Annotated in this window: 20 protein-coding genes; 14 read left to right on the top strand and 6 right to left on the bottom strand. The window is 71.7% G+C overall.

Annotation, left to right across the window (positions count from 1 at the left end; translation table 11 throughout):
• Nucleotides 1-92 precede the first annotated feature (92 nt).
• Nucleotides 93-635 (top strand): HNH endonuclease, encoded by a 543-nt coding sequence (locus BJ971_RS32660; RefSeq protein ID WP_184996981.1) that lies wholly within the window; start codon nt 93-95, stop codon nt 633-635.
• A 7-nt stretch (nt 636-642) separates the two neighbouring features.
• On the opposite strand, the gene BJ971_RS32655 is transcribed toward BJ971_RS32660, so the two are convergent.
• Together BJ971_RS32655 and BJ971_RS32650 are read right to left on the bottom strand one after the other, a co-directional pair.
• The gene (locus tag BJ971_RS32655) at nt 643-1398 is read right to left on the bottom strand and encodes a class F sortase (protein ID WP_239087751.1); all 756 of its coding nucleotides are present in this window, start codon (nt 1396-1398) and stop codon (nt 643-645) included.
• 56 nt (nt 1399-1454) lie between these two features.
• A complete protein-coding gene (locus BJ971_RS32650) occupies nt 1455-1946 on the bottom strand; it encodes a hypothetical protein (RefSeq protein ID WP_184996979.1) in 492 nt (163 codons plus the stop codon).
• 278 nt (nt 1947-2224) lie between these two features.
• Here BJ971_RS32650 and BJ971_RS42730 point away from each other — a divergent pair, with 278 nt between their 5' ends.
• Nucleotides 2225-2446, top strand: coding sequence for a hypothetical protein (locus tag BJ971_RS42730; RefSeq protein ID WP_438839541.1), 222 nt, complete (start codon nt 2225-2227; stop codon nt 2444-2446).
• 94 nt (nt 2447-2540) lie between these two features.
• Entirely contained in the window at nt 2541-2924 is a 384-nt protein-coding gene (locus BJ971_RS32645; RefSeq protein ID WP_184999227.1) for a DUF5130 family protein, read from the top strand.
• 4 nt (nt 2925-2928) lie between these two features.
• On the opposite strand, the gene BJ971_RS32640 is transcribed toward BJ971_RS32645, so the two are convergent.
• The gene (locus tag BJ971_RS32640) at nt 2929-3489 is read right to left on the bottom strand and encodes a Uma2 family endonuclease (RefSeq protein ID WP_203709593.1); all 561 of its coding nucleotides are present in this window, start codon (nt 3487-3489) and stop codon (nt 2929-2931) included.
• Nucleotides 3490-3609: 120 nt separating this feature from the next.
• Nucleotides 3610-6168, bottom strand: a complete 2559-nt coding sequence (gene pepN / locus BJ971_RS32635) for an aminopeptidase N (protein WP_239087752.1) — start codon at nt 6166-6168, stop codon at nt 3610-3612.
• Nucleotides 6169-6293: 125 nt separating this feature from the next.
• On the opposite strand from pepN, the gene BJ971_RS32630 reads away from it, so the two are divergent.
• From BJ971_RS32630 to BJ971_RS32610, 5 genes are all read left to right on the top strand, one after another.
• Nucleotides 6294-6920 (top strand): DsbA family protein, encoded by a 627-nt coding sequence (locus BJ971_RS32630; protein ID WP_184996977.1) that lies wholly within the window; start codon nt 6294-6296, stop codon nt 6918-6920.
• Nucleotides 6921-6985: 65 nt separating this feature from the next.
• Entirely contained in the window at nt 6986-7222 is a 237-nt protein-coding gene (locus BJ971_RS32625) for a hypothetical protein (RefSeq protein ID WP_184996976.1), read from the top strand.
• 54 nt (nt 7223-7276) lie between these two features.
• On the top strand, nt 7277-8467 hold the full coding sequence (locus tag BJ971_RS32620; RefSeq protein ID WP_184996975.1) for a DUF1015 family protein: 1191 nt from the start codon (nt 7277-7279) through the stop codon (nt 8465-8467).
• Entirely contained in the window at nt 8467-9384 is a 918-nt protein-coding gene (locus BJ971_RS32615; RefSeq protein ID WP_184996974.1) for an alpha/beta hydrolase, read from the top strand. Before BJ971_RS32620 ends, BJ971_RS32615 begins: the two co-directional genes overlap by 1 nt.
• A 24-nt stretch (nt 9385-9408) precedes the next feature.
• The gene (locus BJ971_RS32610) at nt 9409-9882 is read left to right on the top strand and encodes a ribose-5-phosphate isomerase (protein ID WP_184996973.1); all 474 of its coding nucleotides are present in this window, start codon (nt 9409-9411) and stop codon (nt 9880-9882) included.
• Nucleotides 9883-9885: 3 nt separating this feature from the next.
• Here BJ971_RS32610 and BJ971_RS42725 read toward each other — a convergent pair whose 3' ends face one another.
• Both BJ971_RS42725 and BJ971_RS32600 read right to left on the bottom strand, forming a co-directional pair.
• Nucleotides 9886-10236: a hypothetical protein gene (locus BJ971_RS42725; protein WP_417281804.1), complete on the bottom strand. Its 351-nt coding sequence runs from the start codon at nt 10234-10236 to the stop codon at nt 9886-9888.
• Between the two features lie 137 nt (nt 10237-10373).
• On the bottom strand, nt 10374-11615 hold the full coding sequence (locus BJ971_RS32600) for a GNAT family N-acetyltransferase (protein ID WP_184996971.1): 1242 nt from the start codon (nt 11613-11615) through the stop codon (nt 10374-10376).
• A 101-nt stretch (nt 11616-11716) separates the two neighbouring features.
• Here BJ971_RS32600 and BJ971_RS32595 point away from each other — a divergent pair, with 101 nt between their 5' ends.
• The 6 genes from BJ971_RS32595 (at nt 11717) to BJ971_RS32570 (ending at nt 14810) form a co-directional block, all read left to right on the top strand.
• Nucleotides 11717-12313 carry a DNA-directed RNA polymerase II gene (locus BJ971_RS32595; protein WP_184996970.1) on the top strand — a complete coding sequence of 199 codons (597 nt, stop codon included), beginning with the start codon at nt 11717-11719 and terminating at the stop codon, nt 12311-12313.
• A gap of 78 nt (nt 12314-12391) precedes the next feature.
• On the top strand, nt 12392-12784 hold the full coding sequence (locus tag BJ971_RS32590; RefSeq protein WP_184996969.1) for a LapA family protein: 393 nt from the start codon (nt 12392-12394) through the stop codon (nt 12782-12784).
• A 43-nt stretch (nt 12785-12827) separates the two neighbouring features.
• On the top strand, nt 12828-13148 hold the full coding sequence (locus BJ971_RS32585; RefSeq protein WP_184996968.1) for an ArsR/SmtB family transcription factor: 321 nt from the start codon (nt 12828-12830) through the stop codon (nt 13146-13148).
• Nucleotides 13145-13660 carry an SRPBCC domain-containing protein gene (locus BJ971_RS32580; RefSeq protein WP_184996967.1) on the top strand — a complete coding sequence of 172 codons (516 nt, stop codon included), beginning with the start codon at nt 13145-13147 and terminating at the stop codon, nt 13658-13660. The genes BJ971_RS32585 and BJ971_RS32580 overlap by 4 nt, the downstream gene beginning before the upstream one ends.
• Nucleotides 13661-13796: 136 nt before the next feature.
• Nucleotides 13797-14366, top strand: coding sequence for a hypothetical protein (locus tag BJ971_RS32575; RefSeq protein WP_184996966.1), 570 nt, complete (start codon nt 13797-13799; stop codon nt 14364-14366).
• Between the two features lie 114 nt (nt 14367-14480).
• The gene (locus tag BJ971_RS32570; RefSeq protein WP_184996965.1) at nt 14481-14810 is read left to right on the top strand and encodes a hypothetical protein; all 330 of its coding nucleotides are present in this window, start codon (nt 14481-14483) and stop codon (nt 14808-14810) included.
• The last annotated feature ends 8 nt before the right edge of the window (nt 14811-14818 follow it).

Raw genomic sequence — 14818 nt, 5'->3', positions numbered from 1 at the left:
TTGGCGCACGAGCACCGGTAGATCCGGCGCTCGCCCTATGACCACAAGCACATGGGAGCGGTTACAAGCACCTACCCCGAAGGGTGATCACGATGCCTGACATACGACCCGCAGTCGGCTCCTCCGCGTTGGTATTGAACGCCACCTACGAGCCGCTGTGCGTCGTGTCGGTGCGTCGGGCGACCATCCTGGTGCTCACCACCAAGGCGGAATGCGTCTCCGACGGGGACGGCATCCTGCACAGCGCGCGGCAGGCACTCCCGGTCCCGTCGGTAGTGCGCCTGACCAGGTACGTGAAGGTCCCGTACCGCACGCACGTCGGCCTGTCCCGCCGGGCGATCTTCGCCCGCGACGGCGGCCGCTGCGCATACTGCCGCGGCTCGGCCGAGACCATCGACCACGTCTTCCCCCGCAGCCGGGGCGGCCTGCACGCCTGGGACAACGTGGTGGCGGCCTGCGCGAAGTGCAACCACAGCAAGGGCGACAAGACGCCGGCCGAGCTGGGCTGGCGCCTGCACGCGGCGCCCGCCGCACCCCGGGGCGTCGCCTGGCGGGTGCTGGGCCACCGCACCCCGGACCCGCGCTGGGCGGACTGGCTCGACCTGCCCAAGCCGCTCGAGGCCGAGGCCGCGTAAGGGCCCGTCAGGCGTCCTTGGTGCCGGTCAGGCTGGCGAAGACGATGACGTTGTCGCTGTAGCCCCGTTCGCCGCCGAGCCAGTTACCGCCGCACGTCACCAGCCGCAGCGACGGCCTGCTGTAGTCGCCGTAGACGCGCTTGATCGGCAGCTTCTCCTTGTCGAAGTGCTCGACCGAGTTGATCCGGAAGACCGCCACCCGGTTGTCCTCGCGGAGGATCTCGATCCGTTGACCCGGCTTCAGCCTGCCCAGGTCGTGGAAGACCGACGGGCCCGTCCTGGTGTCCGCGTGGCCGACGATCAGCGCCGGCCCGAACTGCCCCGGCGTCGGGCCCTGGTCGAACCAGCCCACCTCGTTGTGCCGCTTCAGCGGCGGCGTGCCGACCGAGCCGTCCTTGGCCAGGCCGACGTTCAGGATCGGCGCCGCCACCTTGATCGCCGGGATCATCAGGCGCTCGGGCGCGCTGGGGCTCAGCACCGGGAATGCCCTCGGCGGCGGCTTGTCCGGGCCCTTGAGGAGGTCGCGCAGGTTGAAGCCGGTCGCCGCGCCGATCCCCGTGGCCACCGTGAACAGACCGATGAAGACCAGGATCACCGCGGCCAGGCCGAGTGGCATCTGGCGGCGGCCGCGGACCGGGTGCGGGGCCGGCAGCCCGCGACCGCCCGGCGGGCGGGCCGGCGCCGGCGGGGGAGCGGGTGCGGGCGGGGGAGCCGGCCGGGACACCACCTCGGCCGGGCGGCGCCGGAGAACGGACTCGGGCATGCGCGGGCCGGGTGGCTCCGGCCGCGACACCGCCGGGCGGGGCATCCGCCGCCGCCTCAGCCGAGGCGGCGGCGCCGGACGGCCACCACGCCGAGGACCACGCCGGCCACCACCGTGGCCAGCCCGCCGCCGATCATCGCGCCCGCGGACAGGCGCGGCGCGGTGCCGCCGCCGCCCGTCGCCGGGCCGCGCGCCGGTTCCACCTTCACGACCACGTGCAGCGTGTTCTCCGCCGTCTTTCCGTCCGGGCATTTCAGCCGTACGGGATAGTCGCCCGCATCGGTCGCGGGCGGTACGCGCGTCGTGGAGGTGAGGAATCCGTAGCTCGGCGACACCGTGATCGCGCCGATCGGGTCGATCGTCACGGTCGCCGGTTTCAGGTTGTCGTCACAGCTCGCGCGGATTCCGATCTGGTCGCCGGCGGGCACCGTGCTGGGGTTGGTCTCCACGAAGACGGTCGCCGCCGCGAGCGAGGGCGATTCCTCGATCAGGACGACGGGCAGGGCCAGGACAAGCGCCGCGATTGCGGCCGGGACGGATGTGCGCATGACCTTCCCCCTTCTGCCGTCCGCGGCAGAAACCTCGCGGACGGCGCGTGAGGGTGATTTTCGCATCTGCGCGCCGTTTCCGCGTGGGTGCGGTGATCCCACTTCGGGGTGTTGACACCCGGCGGCCCGTGACGGTCCACACTCCGCTACCGTGATTAGCGTTCGGATCACTGGGAACACAGTGAATTGGCCGGTTCTTTTGACGCCTGGGGGCGTTGAGGTTGTCGAAATTCAGCACGATTCTGATCTTCGTTGTCATTCCATTGGCGATCATCGCCGTGATCGCGGTGTCCGGCGCGGCCGGCAGTAGCCGGCATCGTCCGTCCCGCCGTTACCGCCCTGGCCGGCCCTTCGAATTCAGGCCGATCTGGTTCCTGGCGTCACCCGCGCAGGTGACCGCACCGGGAACGCGGCCGGCGCTCACGGCCGGAGTCATCGAGGACTCCTCCGGCGCCCCGGTCCGGCCCGGCCCGACAGGAGGCGCAAGTGACCGTTGGTGAGACTCAGGCCCTGACCGCCGAGAGCAGGGAACAGCCGCTGACCGCTCTCGACCATCCGGGTGGCCCGACGCTGACCGCGTACCCCGAGCTGACGATGTCGCCCGCCGGCATCGACGCGCTCGACGGGCCGTTCACGACCCGCCAGCTGCTCCGGCTCGACGAGGCGCTGCGGGTCGCCGACCAGTCGACCGGCCTGACGTTCAGCGTCTACATCGGTGACCTCGAGGAGCCCGCCCGCGAACACGCCGAGCAGCTGCACCGTCAGCTGGACGGCGCGGCGACGGCGGTGCTCGTCGCGGTCTCGCCCAACCAGCGGGTCCTGGAGATCGTGACGGGGCCGGAGGCGCGCAAGCGCATCACCGACCGCGACGCGAAGCTGGCCGCGCTCTCGATGGCCGCCGCGTTCGCCGGGGGAGACCTCGCCGGTGGCGTGCTGTCCGGACTCGACCAACTGGCGTCGCACGCCGGCCGGCACTAGCCGGCTACAGCCACACTGCCGGGGCCACGAGCACCGGGAACGGGGCGTCGACCTTGATCGGGTCGGCGCCCTGCAGTGTCTTGCCGGGCATATACCCGTCCGGGCCGAGCGTGTACGTGTGCAGCACCGGCGACGGGCCCGGCTCGATCCGCCAGTACGCCGGAATGCGGGCGTCCGCGTACAGGGCCGGCTTGAGCAGCCGGTCGTAGCGCCGGCTCGTGGCGGTCTCCACCTCGACCACCAGCGCGACGTCGGCCGGGTCCGCCCAGATCGCGCCCGAGGAGCGCGGCCGCAGCACGGTCACGTCCGGGACCAGGTTGCTGTCGCCGAGCGCGACGCCGAGCCGGGCGCAGACCCACCAGCCGCTCGGCGCGGCCTCGCGAAGCAGCTTCACCAGGGCCCGCACCGCCGCCTCGTGCGGGCCGTCCAGGGGCGGGGTGACGTGCAGGCTGCCGTCGACGATCTCGTAGCGGTGCCCGTCCTGCGGGAAGAGGTGCAGATCCGGCTCAGTCCACTGTCCTTCGGGGGCGGTCCACCGCACGCCCGGGCTCGCACCGATCGTCACCGGACACCTCCATCAACGTGGAGTGTCAGCGTACTAACGCTGAGTTGTGTCCGGTGGGTTTCGGGCCCGTAAGTTTCGCGGGTCGCAAGGAATTGAATCCCTCACGACCCGCGAAAACACTCAACCCGCGCTGGCGTCCTTCGCCCGGGCCTTGAGAGCCCGCAGCACGCCGTCGCGTCCCTCGGCGACCAGGCGGCGCAGCGACGGCGTGTGCCCCTCGGCGGCGAGCCAGGCGTCGGTCAGCGCGACCGTCTCCTCGCTCACCTGGTACGCCGGGTAGGCCAGCATCGCGAACTCCTGCGCCGGCTCGCTGTCGGACCGGGCCCAGACCGCGTCGATGGCCTCGAAGAACTTCGCGGCGAACGGCGCGGTGAGCTCCACCTGCGTCGACGCCTGGAAGCCCTGGAGCAAGGAGCGGTTGAGCCAGTTCGGCAGCTTCTCCTCGCCGGTGAGCTGCGCCCAGACCCGGCTCTTGTTCTCCAACGTCGGCAGCAGGGCCCGGGCGAGGGCGGCCTCCCGCTCGCCGCTGGCGGTCAGGTCCGAGGCCAGCTCCTCGTCGATCTCCGCCTCGCTCGCCGCGCCCTTGGCGGCCAGCGCCTCGAGGATCGTCCAGCGCAGCTCGGTGTCGATGGTCAGGCCCGCCGGGATCCCGGTCCCGTTCAGCCAGCCGCGCAGGGTGGCCAGGTCCTCGTCGCCGCGCGCCGCGTTGATGAAGGCGCGCGCCCAGGCCAGCTGGAAGCCGCTGCCCGGCTCGGTCGCGGCCAGGGTGGTCCTGGCCGTCTCGGCCAGCTGCGCCCAGCCCGTCGGCGCCCACTTCGGGTCCGCGTACATCGTCAGGGTGGTGGCCGCCTGGCGCAGCGTCGCCGTCGTCAGGTTGATGTCGCGCTCCAGCGGCAGCCCGGTACGAACCAGGGCGATGTAATCGCGGGCCGCCAACTCGGCGTCGCGCAGCTGGTCCCAGGCCGCGGCCCAGCACAGCGCCCGCGGCAGCGACGACTCGAAGCCGGCGATGTGCCGCACGACGGTCGCCATCGAGCGGTCGTCGAGGCGCAGCTTCGCGTACGTGAGGTCCTCGTCGTTGACCAGCAGCACGTCCGCGGCCCGGACCCCGGCCAGCGCGGGGATCTCGGTCCGCTCGCCGCTCACGTCGATCTCGAGCAGCTCCCGGCGGACCAGGCTGTCGCCGTCGAGGTCGTAGAGGCCGACGCCGATGCGGTGGGTGCGCAGCGTCGGGTACGCCGCCGGCGCCTCCTGGCGCACGACCACGCTCTCGTAGGTGCCGTCGGCGCCGATCGTCACCAGCGGGCGCAGCGTGTTGACCTGGGCCGTCTCGAGCCACTGCGCGGCGAACTTGCGCAGCTCCCGGCCCGAGGCGGTCTCCAGCTCGGTCAGCAGGTCGTCGAAGGTGGCGTTGCCCCAGGCGTGCCGCTGGAAGTACGCCCGCAGCCCGGCGAGGAAGGACTCCAGCCCGACGTACGCGACGAGCTGCTTGATGACGCTCGCGCCCTTGGCGTAGGTGATGCCGTCGAAGTTGACCTCGACGGCCTCCAGGTCCGGCATCTCGCAGTAGACCGGGTGCGTCGAGGAGAGCTGGTCCTGGCGGTAGCCCCACGCCTTGCGCACCGAGAGGAACGTCGACCAGGCGTCGGTGAACCGCGTCGCGGTCGTGTTGCACCAGTGGCTCGCCCACTCGGCGAACGACTCGTTCAGCCACAGGTCGTTCCACCAGCGCATGGTGACCAGGTCGCCGAACCACATGTGCGCGAGCTCGTGCAGGATCGTGTTGGCGCGCTGCTCGTACTCGTAGTCGGTGACCTGCGAGCGGAAGATGTAGTGCGCCTCGGCGTGCGTGACGCAGCCGAAGTTCTCCATCGCGCCGGCGTTGAAGTCGGGCACCCAGAGCTGGTCGTACTTCGGCAGCGGGTAGCGCACGCCGAACTGCTCGTGGAAGAAGTCGAAGCCCTGCTTGGTGATCAGGAACAGGTCGTCCGGGTCGAGGTAGCGCGCCATCGAGGCACGGCAGTAGACGCCCAGGTCGATGCCGTCGTGGCTGTCGCGCAGCTCGTGGTACGGCCCCGCGCACAGCGCCGTGATGTAGGTGCTCATCCGCGGCGACGTCTCGAAGTGGACGGTCTTCGCGCCCGCCTCGGCCGTGACGGTGTCGTCCACCGGCATGTTCGAGACGACCTTCCAGTGCGCCGGCACCGTGGCGTGCCAGGTGAAGACGCTCTTCAGGTCGGGCTGGTCGAAGGCGGCGTACACGCGCTGGGCGTCCGCGGTCTCGAACTGGCTGTAGAGGTAGATCTCCTTGTCGACCGGGTCCTCGCTGCGCTGCATGCCCTGCCCGCTCGCCGAGTACGCGAAGTCGGCATCGACGAGCAGCGTGTTCCGGTCCGCCAGGCCGGTCAGGGTCAGGCCGGCCTCCGCCGACCAGCCGGACAGGTCGACCGGCGCGCCGTTGAGCGTCGCTGACCGCACGCTCGCGGCAGCGACCTCGATGAACGTCGTCGCGCCGGGCTCGGTGCAGCGGAAATCGACCCGGGTGGTCGAGCGGAAGGTGCCCGTACCGGGCCCACCCTGGCCGTCGGTCAGGTCCAGGGCGATGTCGTACCCCGTTACCTCGAGCAGGCGGGCACGCTCGGCGGCCTCGACCTGGGTCAGGTTACGAACTCCGGCCACTTCAGTCTCCTCAATGCCGATCCAGGCTCCATCGCCCCGGCCTAGAGCTTTCCACGTCACCATATGTGGTGCCCGCGTGGCGCACGTCACCGCCGGGTCCGGCCGGGGCGAGGGAGGATCAACGTATGAGTGAACGCGCCGCGGTCGACATGTGGTTCGACCCCCTGTGTCCCTGGGCCTGGATAACCTCACGCTGGCTGCTGGAGGTCGAGAAGGTCCGATCCGTCGATATCACGTTCAACGTGATGAGCCTCTCGGTGCTCAACTCGGGCCGCGACCTGCCCGAGCAGTACCGGGAGCTGATGACCAAGGGCTGGGGCCCGGTCCGGGTCTGCATCGCCGCCGCCGAGGCCGCCGGGCCGGAGGTCCTGCGCGACCTCTATACGGCCCTTGGCACCCGCATCCACCTGCAGAAATACGAGCTGGACGAGAAGCTATACACCGAGGCGCTCGCCGAGGTCGGCCTCGACCCGGCGCTGGCCGCGGCGGCCGGCACCGACGCCCGGGACGACGCGCTGCGGGCCAGCCACAACGCGGGCATGAAGCCGGTCGGCACGGACGTCGGCACGCCGGTCATCCACGCGCCCGGCCCGGTCGAGGGCGAGAAGATCGCCTTCTTCGGCCCGGTCGTGACGCCCGCGCCGAAGGGCGAGGCGGCGGGGCGGCTCTGGGACGGCGTCCTGCTGGTCGCCGGCACGCCAGGCTTCTACGAGCTCAAGCGCACCCGCGATCTGGGCCCGATCTTCGACTGACGCGCCACCTGAGTCTTCGGCGGGTCGTTGGGTGAGGCGAGAACCACACCCGACCGGAGGCTCTGATGTCCGAGTCCGACAGCATCGCAACTTCCACCATCGCGGTACATCGTGGGGCATGGGACGGCCTGCCCTCCGATGTCGCCGCGATGGTGGCGCCGCCCGTGATCGTGTCCAGCTTTCCCCTGGTAGAGGCGCCGGAGCACAGCTCGGCCCGGCGCCGGGCGAAGCAGGTCAAGCTGCGCGGCCACCTGCCGTCGGCGGCCCAGTTCGGCCGGCACCGGCGGCGCGGCCAGCCGTGAGACGCCGCCGGGGTGTGCGCAGGACCGTCACACCGCGGCGGTAGGTTCGCTGGCATGACGGTCGTGCACCCGATCAGCCGGGCCTGGATCACCACTGGCGGCACCGGCGCGCAGAATTACGACGAGTTCGCCGACGATGCCGAGATCACCGAGATCATCGCCGCGAACCCGCACAGCGCGCTCGCCGTCGAGATGCCGCACCGCGCGCCGGAGTCGGTGGGCAAGGCGTTCGCGGACTGCCTGCCCGACGCCGCCGCGCGACTCGCGCAGGAGAAGGCCGCGGGCAGCTACTCGCCGGCGGAGGACGTGGTCGTCCTCTACCGGATCACCGCGCCCGGCGAGCCCGCCGCATACGGGCTGTGGTCGATGGTCGACACCGACCAGATCTCCACCAGCGCCGACGAGCCGGGCCTGGTCATCCGCAACGAGGACGTGTTCATCGCCAAGGTGCGCGAGCGCGTCGCCCTGGCCGAGACGCTCGAGACGCTGCTCTCGCCGGTCCTGCTGTTGCAGACCGGCCGGGGCGACGAGCTGCACGCCGCGCTCGCCGAGGCCGCCGACGCCGCCGGGGCGCCCGCCGCGACCGACACCGACCAGAGCGGCCGCACGCACGCCATCTGGGTGGTCCCCGCCGGCCCGGCACAGGACCGGCTCACCGCGCTCGCCGGCGGCGGCGAGCTGGTCGTCGCCGACGGCAACCACCGCAGCCTGGCCGCGCAGACCGGCGGCCTGCCGCGCTTCCTGGCCGTCGTGACCACCCCCGCGTCCGTCGCGATCCAGCCATACAACCGGCTGATCAGCGAGCTGCCCGCCGCCGACTTCGTCGAGCGCCTCACCGCGGCCGGCGCCCGGGTCGAGGAGCTGCCGCGCCCCGCGGCGATCCCCGCCAAGGGCACCATCGAGCTGTACGCGGGTGGCCGCTCATTCGCCGTCGTGCTGCCGCCGGCCGAGGGCGCCAGCCCGGTGGAGAGCCTCGACCACGCCCTTGTCGAACGGATCCTGCTCGGCGACGTCCTCGGGCTCGACCCGGGCGACAAGCGCATCTCGTACGTGGGCGGCGACTACCCGGCGCAGTGGCTGCGCGGCGAGGTCGACGCCGGCCGCGCCGAGCTGGCCGTCCTGATCGCCCCGGTCACCGTCGACGACTTCGTGGCGGTGAACCTCGCCCGGCAGAAGCTGCCCCGCAAGAGCACCTGGTTCACGCCGAAGGCCCGCGGCGGCCTCGTCCTGGCCCAGCTCTCCTGATGCTGCACCCACAGGTCGAGGTGTCGCTGGCGATCCGCCGCCGCCCCAGCGCCGACGTCCTCGCGGCCGACCCCTACGCGCAGCTCCTCTTCGCGCGCGCGGCGATGGAGGAGTCCAACGAGGCCGAGTGCGGCCCGGCGATCCCGCTGCCCGTGGTCGTCGACGTGGACGCCGACGGCGTGCCCTGCCGGCTCTACGCGACCGGCGTCGACGCACCCGTCTTCGTCTACGTGCACGGCGGCGGCTGGTGCTACGGCAGCATCGAGACGTTCGACCGGCTCTGCCGGCGCATCGCGGACCGCTCGGGCTGCGCGGTGCTGTCGGTCGGCTACCGGCTCGCGCCGGAGCACGTCTTCCCGGCCGCCCTCGACGACGTCGAGACCGCGCTCGCCTGGATCCGCAAGGAGGGCGCCGGCCTCGGCGTCGACCCGTCCCGGCTGGCGATCGGCGGCGACAGCGCGGGCGGGCAGCTCGCCACCGTCGCCGCCCGGCGCCAGCGCGACGCCGCCACCCCGCTCGACTACCAGGTGCTGATCTACCCGGCCATCGACCCGATGACGGCGTCGGAGTCCTACGACGAGGTCGGCGGCCACGGCCTCGACCGCGAGTCGATGCGGCTGGCCTGGGAGTCCTTCGTGCCGGACCCGGCGCTGCGTTTCAGCCCCGACGTGGCGCCGCTGGCGGTCGCGGACCTGACCGGGATGCCGCCGACGCTGCTGATCACCGCCGAGTACGACGTGCTGCGCGACGAGGGCGCCGACTACGCGGACGCGCTGCTGGCCGCCGGCGTCCCCGTGGTCCACGTCCGTTACGCGGGCGTCAACCACGGCTTCGCCCGCAAGCTGGTGCTCTTCGACGCAGCGCGGGCCGCCGCGGACCATATCGCCGCGAGCCTGCGGGCCGCGCTGACGTTCTGATCCGGGTTTGAAAGACTGCGGGTCATGCGCGTCTACCTGGGTTCCGACCACGCCGGCTTCGAGCTGAAGAACCACCTGGTCAACCACCTCAGCAAGCAGGATTACGACGTCGTCGACGTGGGTCCGCAGGCGTACGACCCCGAGGACGACTACCCGGCGTTCTGCCTGAACACCGGCGCCCGGGTGGTCGCCGACGAGGGCAGCCTCGGCATCGTCATCGGCGGCTCCGGCAACGGCGAGCAGATCGCCGCCAACAAGATCGCCGGGGTCCGCTCGGCGCTGGCCTGGAACGTCGAGATCGCCCAGCTCGCCCGCCAGCACAACGACTCGAACGTGCTCGCCATCGGCGGCCGCCAGCACACGCTGGACGAGGCCACCGCGATGGCCGAGGCGTTCCTGACCACGCCGTTCTCGGGCAGCGAGCGGCACGCCCGCCGCATCGCCCAGCTCGCCGAGTACGAGCGCACCCGCGAGCTCCCGCCGCTGCCGGAGAGCTGACGCCTACCGGTTCCGCGGCAGGTCTTCGCGGGGCATCCAGTTGCGCCGCACGATCGGCAGGCCGGCGTCGGCCTCGGCGAGCTGCTCCGGCGTCGGCCGGGCCGCGTCGCGGGCGCGCAGCGCCGCGCCGACGCTGACCTGGGACGAGCCCGATCCGACGAGGCCGCGCAGCCCCCGCTCGGACTGGTCGTCGCCGCCGGCGCCCGCGCCGGAGGTCGGCCGGGAGCCGGGCGCGGGGCGCGGCCGTCCCGCGAAGGCGTTGCCGGCGGCCCGGGGCGGCCGTGCCGCGGGTCTCGGGCTCTCGGCGACGGGGTCCAGCACCGGCGCGGTCGCCTCGACGGTCTCGCCGGTCACGGCCGGCGTGGGCGCGACGGTGGCCGGACCGGGCGGCGCGGTGGGCGCGGCCGTGGCCGATGAGGGGGGACGCAGGCGGCGGCGCCGACGCTCGGGTTCTTCGCCCATGCGGACGAACCTACCGCCGCCTGGCCCACTTAGAACACCTCAGTGGGATTCGGTAGCCGATGCCAACTGAACGCGGTCGTGGCCCGGCGCAGGGCTCCCGGCGTCAGTTCGCGGACCGTTCCGGCGGCGCCGAGCGCCGCCAGCGACGTCGCGCCCAGGTAGGCCGAGCCCAGCTCCAGGATCGTGCAGGCCAGGTCGGCGGTGTCGTCGGTGGGGGTACAGGTGGCGACGCCGTCGGGGTCCGCCCGCAGCCGCCAGCGGCCGGTGTTCGCCGTCAGCAGCGGGTCGGTGACGTCGAGGACCACGTCGACCGGTGCGGCGTACGCGCGGGCGGCGAGCGCCTTCGGCAGGTCGACGACGCGGATCCAGAGGCCGTCGACCAGGGTGCTGCCGAGCCGGCGGGGCTCGTCGACCAGGTACTGGAGCGGCTCGTCGACCGCCGCGAAGTGCATCGTCGCCGAGCGGGCCAGATCGGTCTTGAGCAGGAAGTTCCACAGGGCCGCGTAGGTGGCCGGGTCGGCGGCGACGACCTCGCGGATCTGCACCTCGCAGTCCGGGCCGAGGCGGTCCCAGCGGGACTTCGTGCGCCACAGCGCGTACCCGGTGGGGCCCTGGGGTGTGTCGTGCACCACGCCGTGCAGGGCGGTGGAGCCGTCGCGCTGCGACTCGATGTCGGCAAGCACGTAGCGCCACCACCGGTCGTCGCGGCTGGACCAGCCGGTGCGCTCGGGCCGTAGCTGCTCGTAGATCTTCGCGAACTCGGCGATCGCGTCCGCCGGCGCGACCATGCGCAGCCGGGAACCGGAGCCGGGCACGAGCGCCGCGGGTGGGCGTACCTCCCGGGTGGGGATCTCCAGGCGGAGACGCTGCGCCGCCGGGCCGTAGCCGAACCGGGGATAGATCTTGGATTCGCTCGCCCAGAGGACGGCGATCGGCTCGCGGCCCGCGGCCGCGATGTCACCCAGCTGGCGGTGCATCAACCGGGTGAGCAGCCCGCGCCGCCGGTGGGTCGGCGCCACACCGACGAGTGACACGTGCGCGGCCGGCACGATCGCCCCCGGCACGGTCAGTTCCCTGCTGTACGCCGCCGCGTGGCCGACGACCGCACCGGCGTCGTCGGCGACCAGCGTGCGCTCGGCCTCGACGACCGAGGCCTCGGCGTCGCGGGCCTGCTGATCGATGGTCTCGTGGAAGACGTGGCCGAGCAGGTCGGAGACCTCGGCCCAGTCGTCGGCGTCGCCCGTCCTGATCCGGATCGCGAAGTCATCCATGGTGTTTGTGTAACGGAACCCGCGCGCGCTTGCGACCGATATTTGTTCGCTCGTTACTCTCGATGCAGGGCGGCGTCCGGCCGTACCGGGGGAGGGGAACGATGTCAGAGCAACCGCAGTGGCCCGAGCGGACGCTCAACATGCCGCCGCAGGACCCCTGGGCCGAGCAGCCGACCGCGCGTACCGTGCCGCAATCCCCGTCCGCGCCGCCGGCGCAGGCCGCGCCGCCGTCGCCGTTCTCCAGCGGCCGCGCCTCGGTGAACCCGCGCCCGCGCACCCAGCAGTTCGCCGCGGAACACGAACCGACCGGCACCGGCTGGCCCGGCGCCGAGGCGCCGCAGGAACGCCATCCGCTCGGCTGGCACGTCCGTCAGCTGCGCCGCGGCGGCGAGTGGAGCTTCGCGGGCCTGCTCTTCGCGTTCGTCTGCTGGGGCATCTGGGCGCTCTCCTCCGACGGCGACCTGACCACGCCGATCGTGGTGTTCATCGTGTCGGTGCTGGTCGCCGCTGGCCTGTTCGCTCTGTCCCGACTGGTGGGCAGGGTGGTCCTGGAGCGCCAGTTCGGCCGGGTCCGCCACACGGCGCGCGGCTCCCACATGATGGCGGGGTTGTTCCTGGTCGGCGTGGGCATCGCCCACCTGCGCCAGACGCAATGGGTGATGACCGCCTTCAACTGGGTCGTCGACCTGTTCCGGTAGGCCCGGCCCGGCGATTCGCCGGCGGCAACGCCGGTGAACAGGGTTAACGGAACGCAGTCTTGGGCAAGACTGTAAGTCATGGCGTACCCACCCGAGGACCGTCCCGCAGCCGCCCCGGACGCCGGCGCGCCACCGCCGCCACCGCCGCTGCCGGCGGAGCTGGCAGGAACGCTCGCGGGCCTGGAGGGCGCCGGTGAGGCGCCCCCGCCGCGGCGGCCGGACTCCTCGGTGCCGCGGACGCGCACGAGCGCGGTCTGGTTCGGGGTGTGGGCCGGCGCCATCGCGCTCATCCTTCTGATCATCTTCGTCGCGCAGAACACCGGGAACGTGCGGCTCAGCTTCCTCTGGCTGGACGGCCAGATCTCACTGGCGCTGGCGATGCTGATCGCGGGCGTCTGCGGCGCGTTCGTCGCGATGGCCGTCGCCTCGGTCCGGATCATCCAGCTGCGCCGCCTGGTCCGGCGTCGCTGACCCGAGCTTGACATGTGACCTTCTGGTCACATAACTTTGAGTCATGGCGGACGACGACCGGGTGTTCAAGGCCCTCGCCGACCCGACCCGTCGCTTCCTGCTCGACCTGCTCTTCGCCCGCGAGGGTCGCACCCTCACCGAGCTCGAGTCCGAGGTGGAGATGACGCGCTTCGGCGTGTCCAAGCACCTCAAGGTGCTGGAGGAGGCCGGGCTCGTGGTGGTGCGCCGGGAGGGCCGGGAGAAGTTGCACTTCCTCAATCCCGTGCCGATCCGGCTGATCCACGACCGCTGGATCGACAAGTACACGGAGCGTCATGTGACGGCGCTGGTTGACCTCAAGAAATCGCTGGAGGACGAGTCATGACCGATACCACCACCCAGGTGTACCGCGTGTGGATCAAGACGGCGCCGGAGAAGATCTGGGCCGCGATCACCGAACCCGAATGGACGCAGAAGTACGGCTACGCCGCCCCGGCCTACTACGAGCTCAAGCCCGGTGGCGCCTACCGGTCCGAGGCCACGGAGGAGATGCGCGAGTTCGGCCGGCAGAACGGCTTCCCGATCCCGGACACCATCGTCGACGGCGAGGTGCTGGAGAGCGACCCGCCGCGGCTGCTGGTGCAGACCTGGCGGATGCTCATGGACCCGACGACGGCGGCCGAGCCCTTCACCAAGCTGACCTACCTCATCGAGGAACTGAAGTCGCAGCCCGGCGTCTGCCGGCTCACCATCACCCACGAGCTCGTCGACGCCCCGGCGACGGCGACCATGGTGGCCGGTTCGCCGCTGGACGAGGCCGGTGGCGGCGGCTGGGCCTGGGTGCTCAGCGACCTCAAGTCGCTGCTCGAGACGGGTTCGCCGCTCAGCGCCGCCTGATCGCGTGTGTACGCCGGCCCGTGGCCGCGGGCCGGCGACCACGGCAGGGAATATGTCATTCGCCCTATTCCGGTCGTGGGTCGCCCGGCACTAGCTTTGCCTGCCAGCGCGACCCGTGCACCGATCGGAGACGACTGTGAAGTCCGGCAAGTTCCACACCTTCAGCGCCCCGCTGGCGACCCTGCTGGCCTTGACGGCCGTCCTGGCCGGGTGCGGCGATGCCGGTGACGGGCCGGAGCCGGCGGCACAGGGTGACGCACCGGTGAGCGTGCCGTCCCCGGACGAGACGGTGGAGGCGACCACGCCGGCCGCGGACACCGCGGCGAAGGCGGCCGCGCCCGACTCCTGCGACCTGCTCACGATCGCGGAGATCAAGAAGCTGACCGGCCTTGCGGTGTCGATCCGCACGGACACGCCGGACCGGTGCATCTGGATCGTCGAGAAGCCCACGGACAGCCACTACGGCGGACTCACCATCGGCGTGGAGGGCTACGCCACGGCGGAGAAGGCCGAGGAGGCGTTCAAGTGGTACGTCGACGAGCCGGTGCCGGGCATCGGCGACGAGGCGTCGATAAAGAACGACGACCCCGCCTCGCTGGCCATCCGCGTCGGCGCCGCGAAGATCACGATTACCGAGCAGAATCCGGCCATCACCCGGGAGATCCTTTTTGAACTCGGGCGCTCCGCCGCCCGTAACGCCGCCTGATTCCGACGTTCGTCCACTCTTGCCGGACGGGACAGCCAGGAGTGGTGATTGCGCGGTGCGGGATACAGTCGTGGCTCTCATTGTGGCGCGTTTACGCGGAGCGAGGGATGCGACATGGCGACTGCCTCGATTGAGGTGTCCGGACCCGATGCTGAACGGCAGGCCGGGGAGTTGCAAGTGGCCTTGGGCCGGGTGGTGAAACCCGGTGAGAGTGTCTCCCCGGTCGAGGTACACCGGTCCCTGGAATTGGTGATCGCGGCGATCGGCCTGGTGTTCAGCGGCGTCGATGCGGCAAAGACGATCTGGGACTGGTGGAGCGAGCGTAAATCGCAGGGCACCCAGGTCAGGATCATTCTCGACGACGGTACCGTTGTTGATCTTTCCGGAGTGGATCAGGGGCAGTTGGAGATCGAACTTCAACGTCGAGCGAAAGCCGGGCGGTGAGGGCCTAC

This window comes from Amorphoplanes digitatis, from assembly GCF_014205335.1.
In the GTDB taxonomy this organism is placed as follows: Bacteria; Actinomycetota; Actinomycetes; order Mycobacteriales; family Micromonosporaceae; genus Actinoplanes; species Actinoplanes digitatus.
The sequence above is the reverse complement of the archived record's forward strand: the minus strand, read 5'-3'. Positions and strand labels throughout refer to the sequence as shown.

Coding starts and splice junctions, on each gene's coding strand:
- BJ971_RS32610 (WP_184996973.1), top strand. CDS start 9,409: ATGCGCGTCTACCTGGGTTCCGACCACGCCGGCTTCGAGCTGAAGAAC.
- BJ971_RS32630 (WP_184996977.1), top strand. CDS start 6,294: ATGAGTGAACGCGCCGCGGTCGACATGTGGTTCGACCCCCTGTGTCCC.
- BJ971_RS32590 (WP_184996969.1), top strand. CDS start 12,392: ATGGCGTACCCACCCGAGGACCGTCCCGCAGCCGCCCCGGACGCCGGC.
- BJ971_RS32620 (WP_184996975.1), top strand. CDS start 7,277: ATGACGGTCGTGCACCCGATCAGCCGGGCCTGGATCACCACTGGCGGC.
- BJ971_RS32600 (WP_184996971.1), bottom strand. CDS start 11,615: ATGGATGACTTCGCGATCCGGATCAGGACGGGCGACGCCGACGACTGG.
- BJ971_RS32650 (WP_184996979.1), bottom strand. CDS start 1,946: ATGCGCACATCCGTCCCGGCCGCAATCGCGGCGCTTGTCCTGGCCCTG.
- BJ971_RS32625 (WP_184996976.1), top strand. CDS start 6,986: ATGTCCGAGTCCGACAGCATCGCAACTTCCACCATCGCGGTACATCGT.
- BJ971_RS32660 (WP_184996981.1), top strand. CDS start 93: ATGCCTGACATACGACCCGCAGTCGGCTCCTCCGCGTTGGTATTGAAC.
- BJ971_RS32585 (WP_184996968.1), top strand. CDS start 12,828: ATGGCGGACGACGACCGGGTGTTCAAGGCCCTCGCCGACCCGACCCGT.
- BJ971_RS32580 (WP_184996967.1), top strand. CDS start 13,145: ATGACCGATACCACCACCCAGGTGTACCGCGTGTGGATCAAGACGGCG.
- BJ971_RS32645 (WP_184999227.1), top strand. CDS start 2,541: ATGTCGCCCGCCGGCATCGACGCGCTCGACGGGCCGTTCACGACCCGC.
- BJ971_RS32655 (WP_239087751.1), bottom strand. CDS start 1,398: ATGCCCGAGTCCGTTCTCCGGCGCCGCCCGGCCGAGGTGGTGTCCCGG.
- BJ971_RS32615 (WP_184996974.1), top strand. CDS start 8,467: ATGCTGCACCCACAGGTCGAGGTGTCGCTGGCGATCCGCCGCCGCCCC.
- BJ971_RS32570 (WP_184996965.1), top strand. CDS start 14,481: ATGGCGACTGCCTCGATTGAGGTGTCCGGACCCGATGCTGAACGGCAG.
- BJ971_RS32595 (WP_184996970.1), top strand. CDS start 11,717: ATGTCAGAGCAACCGCAGTGGCCCGAGCGGACGCTCAACATGCCGCCG.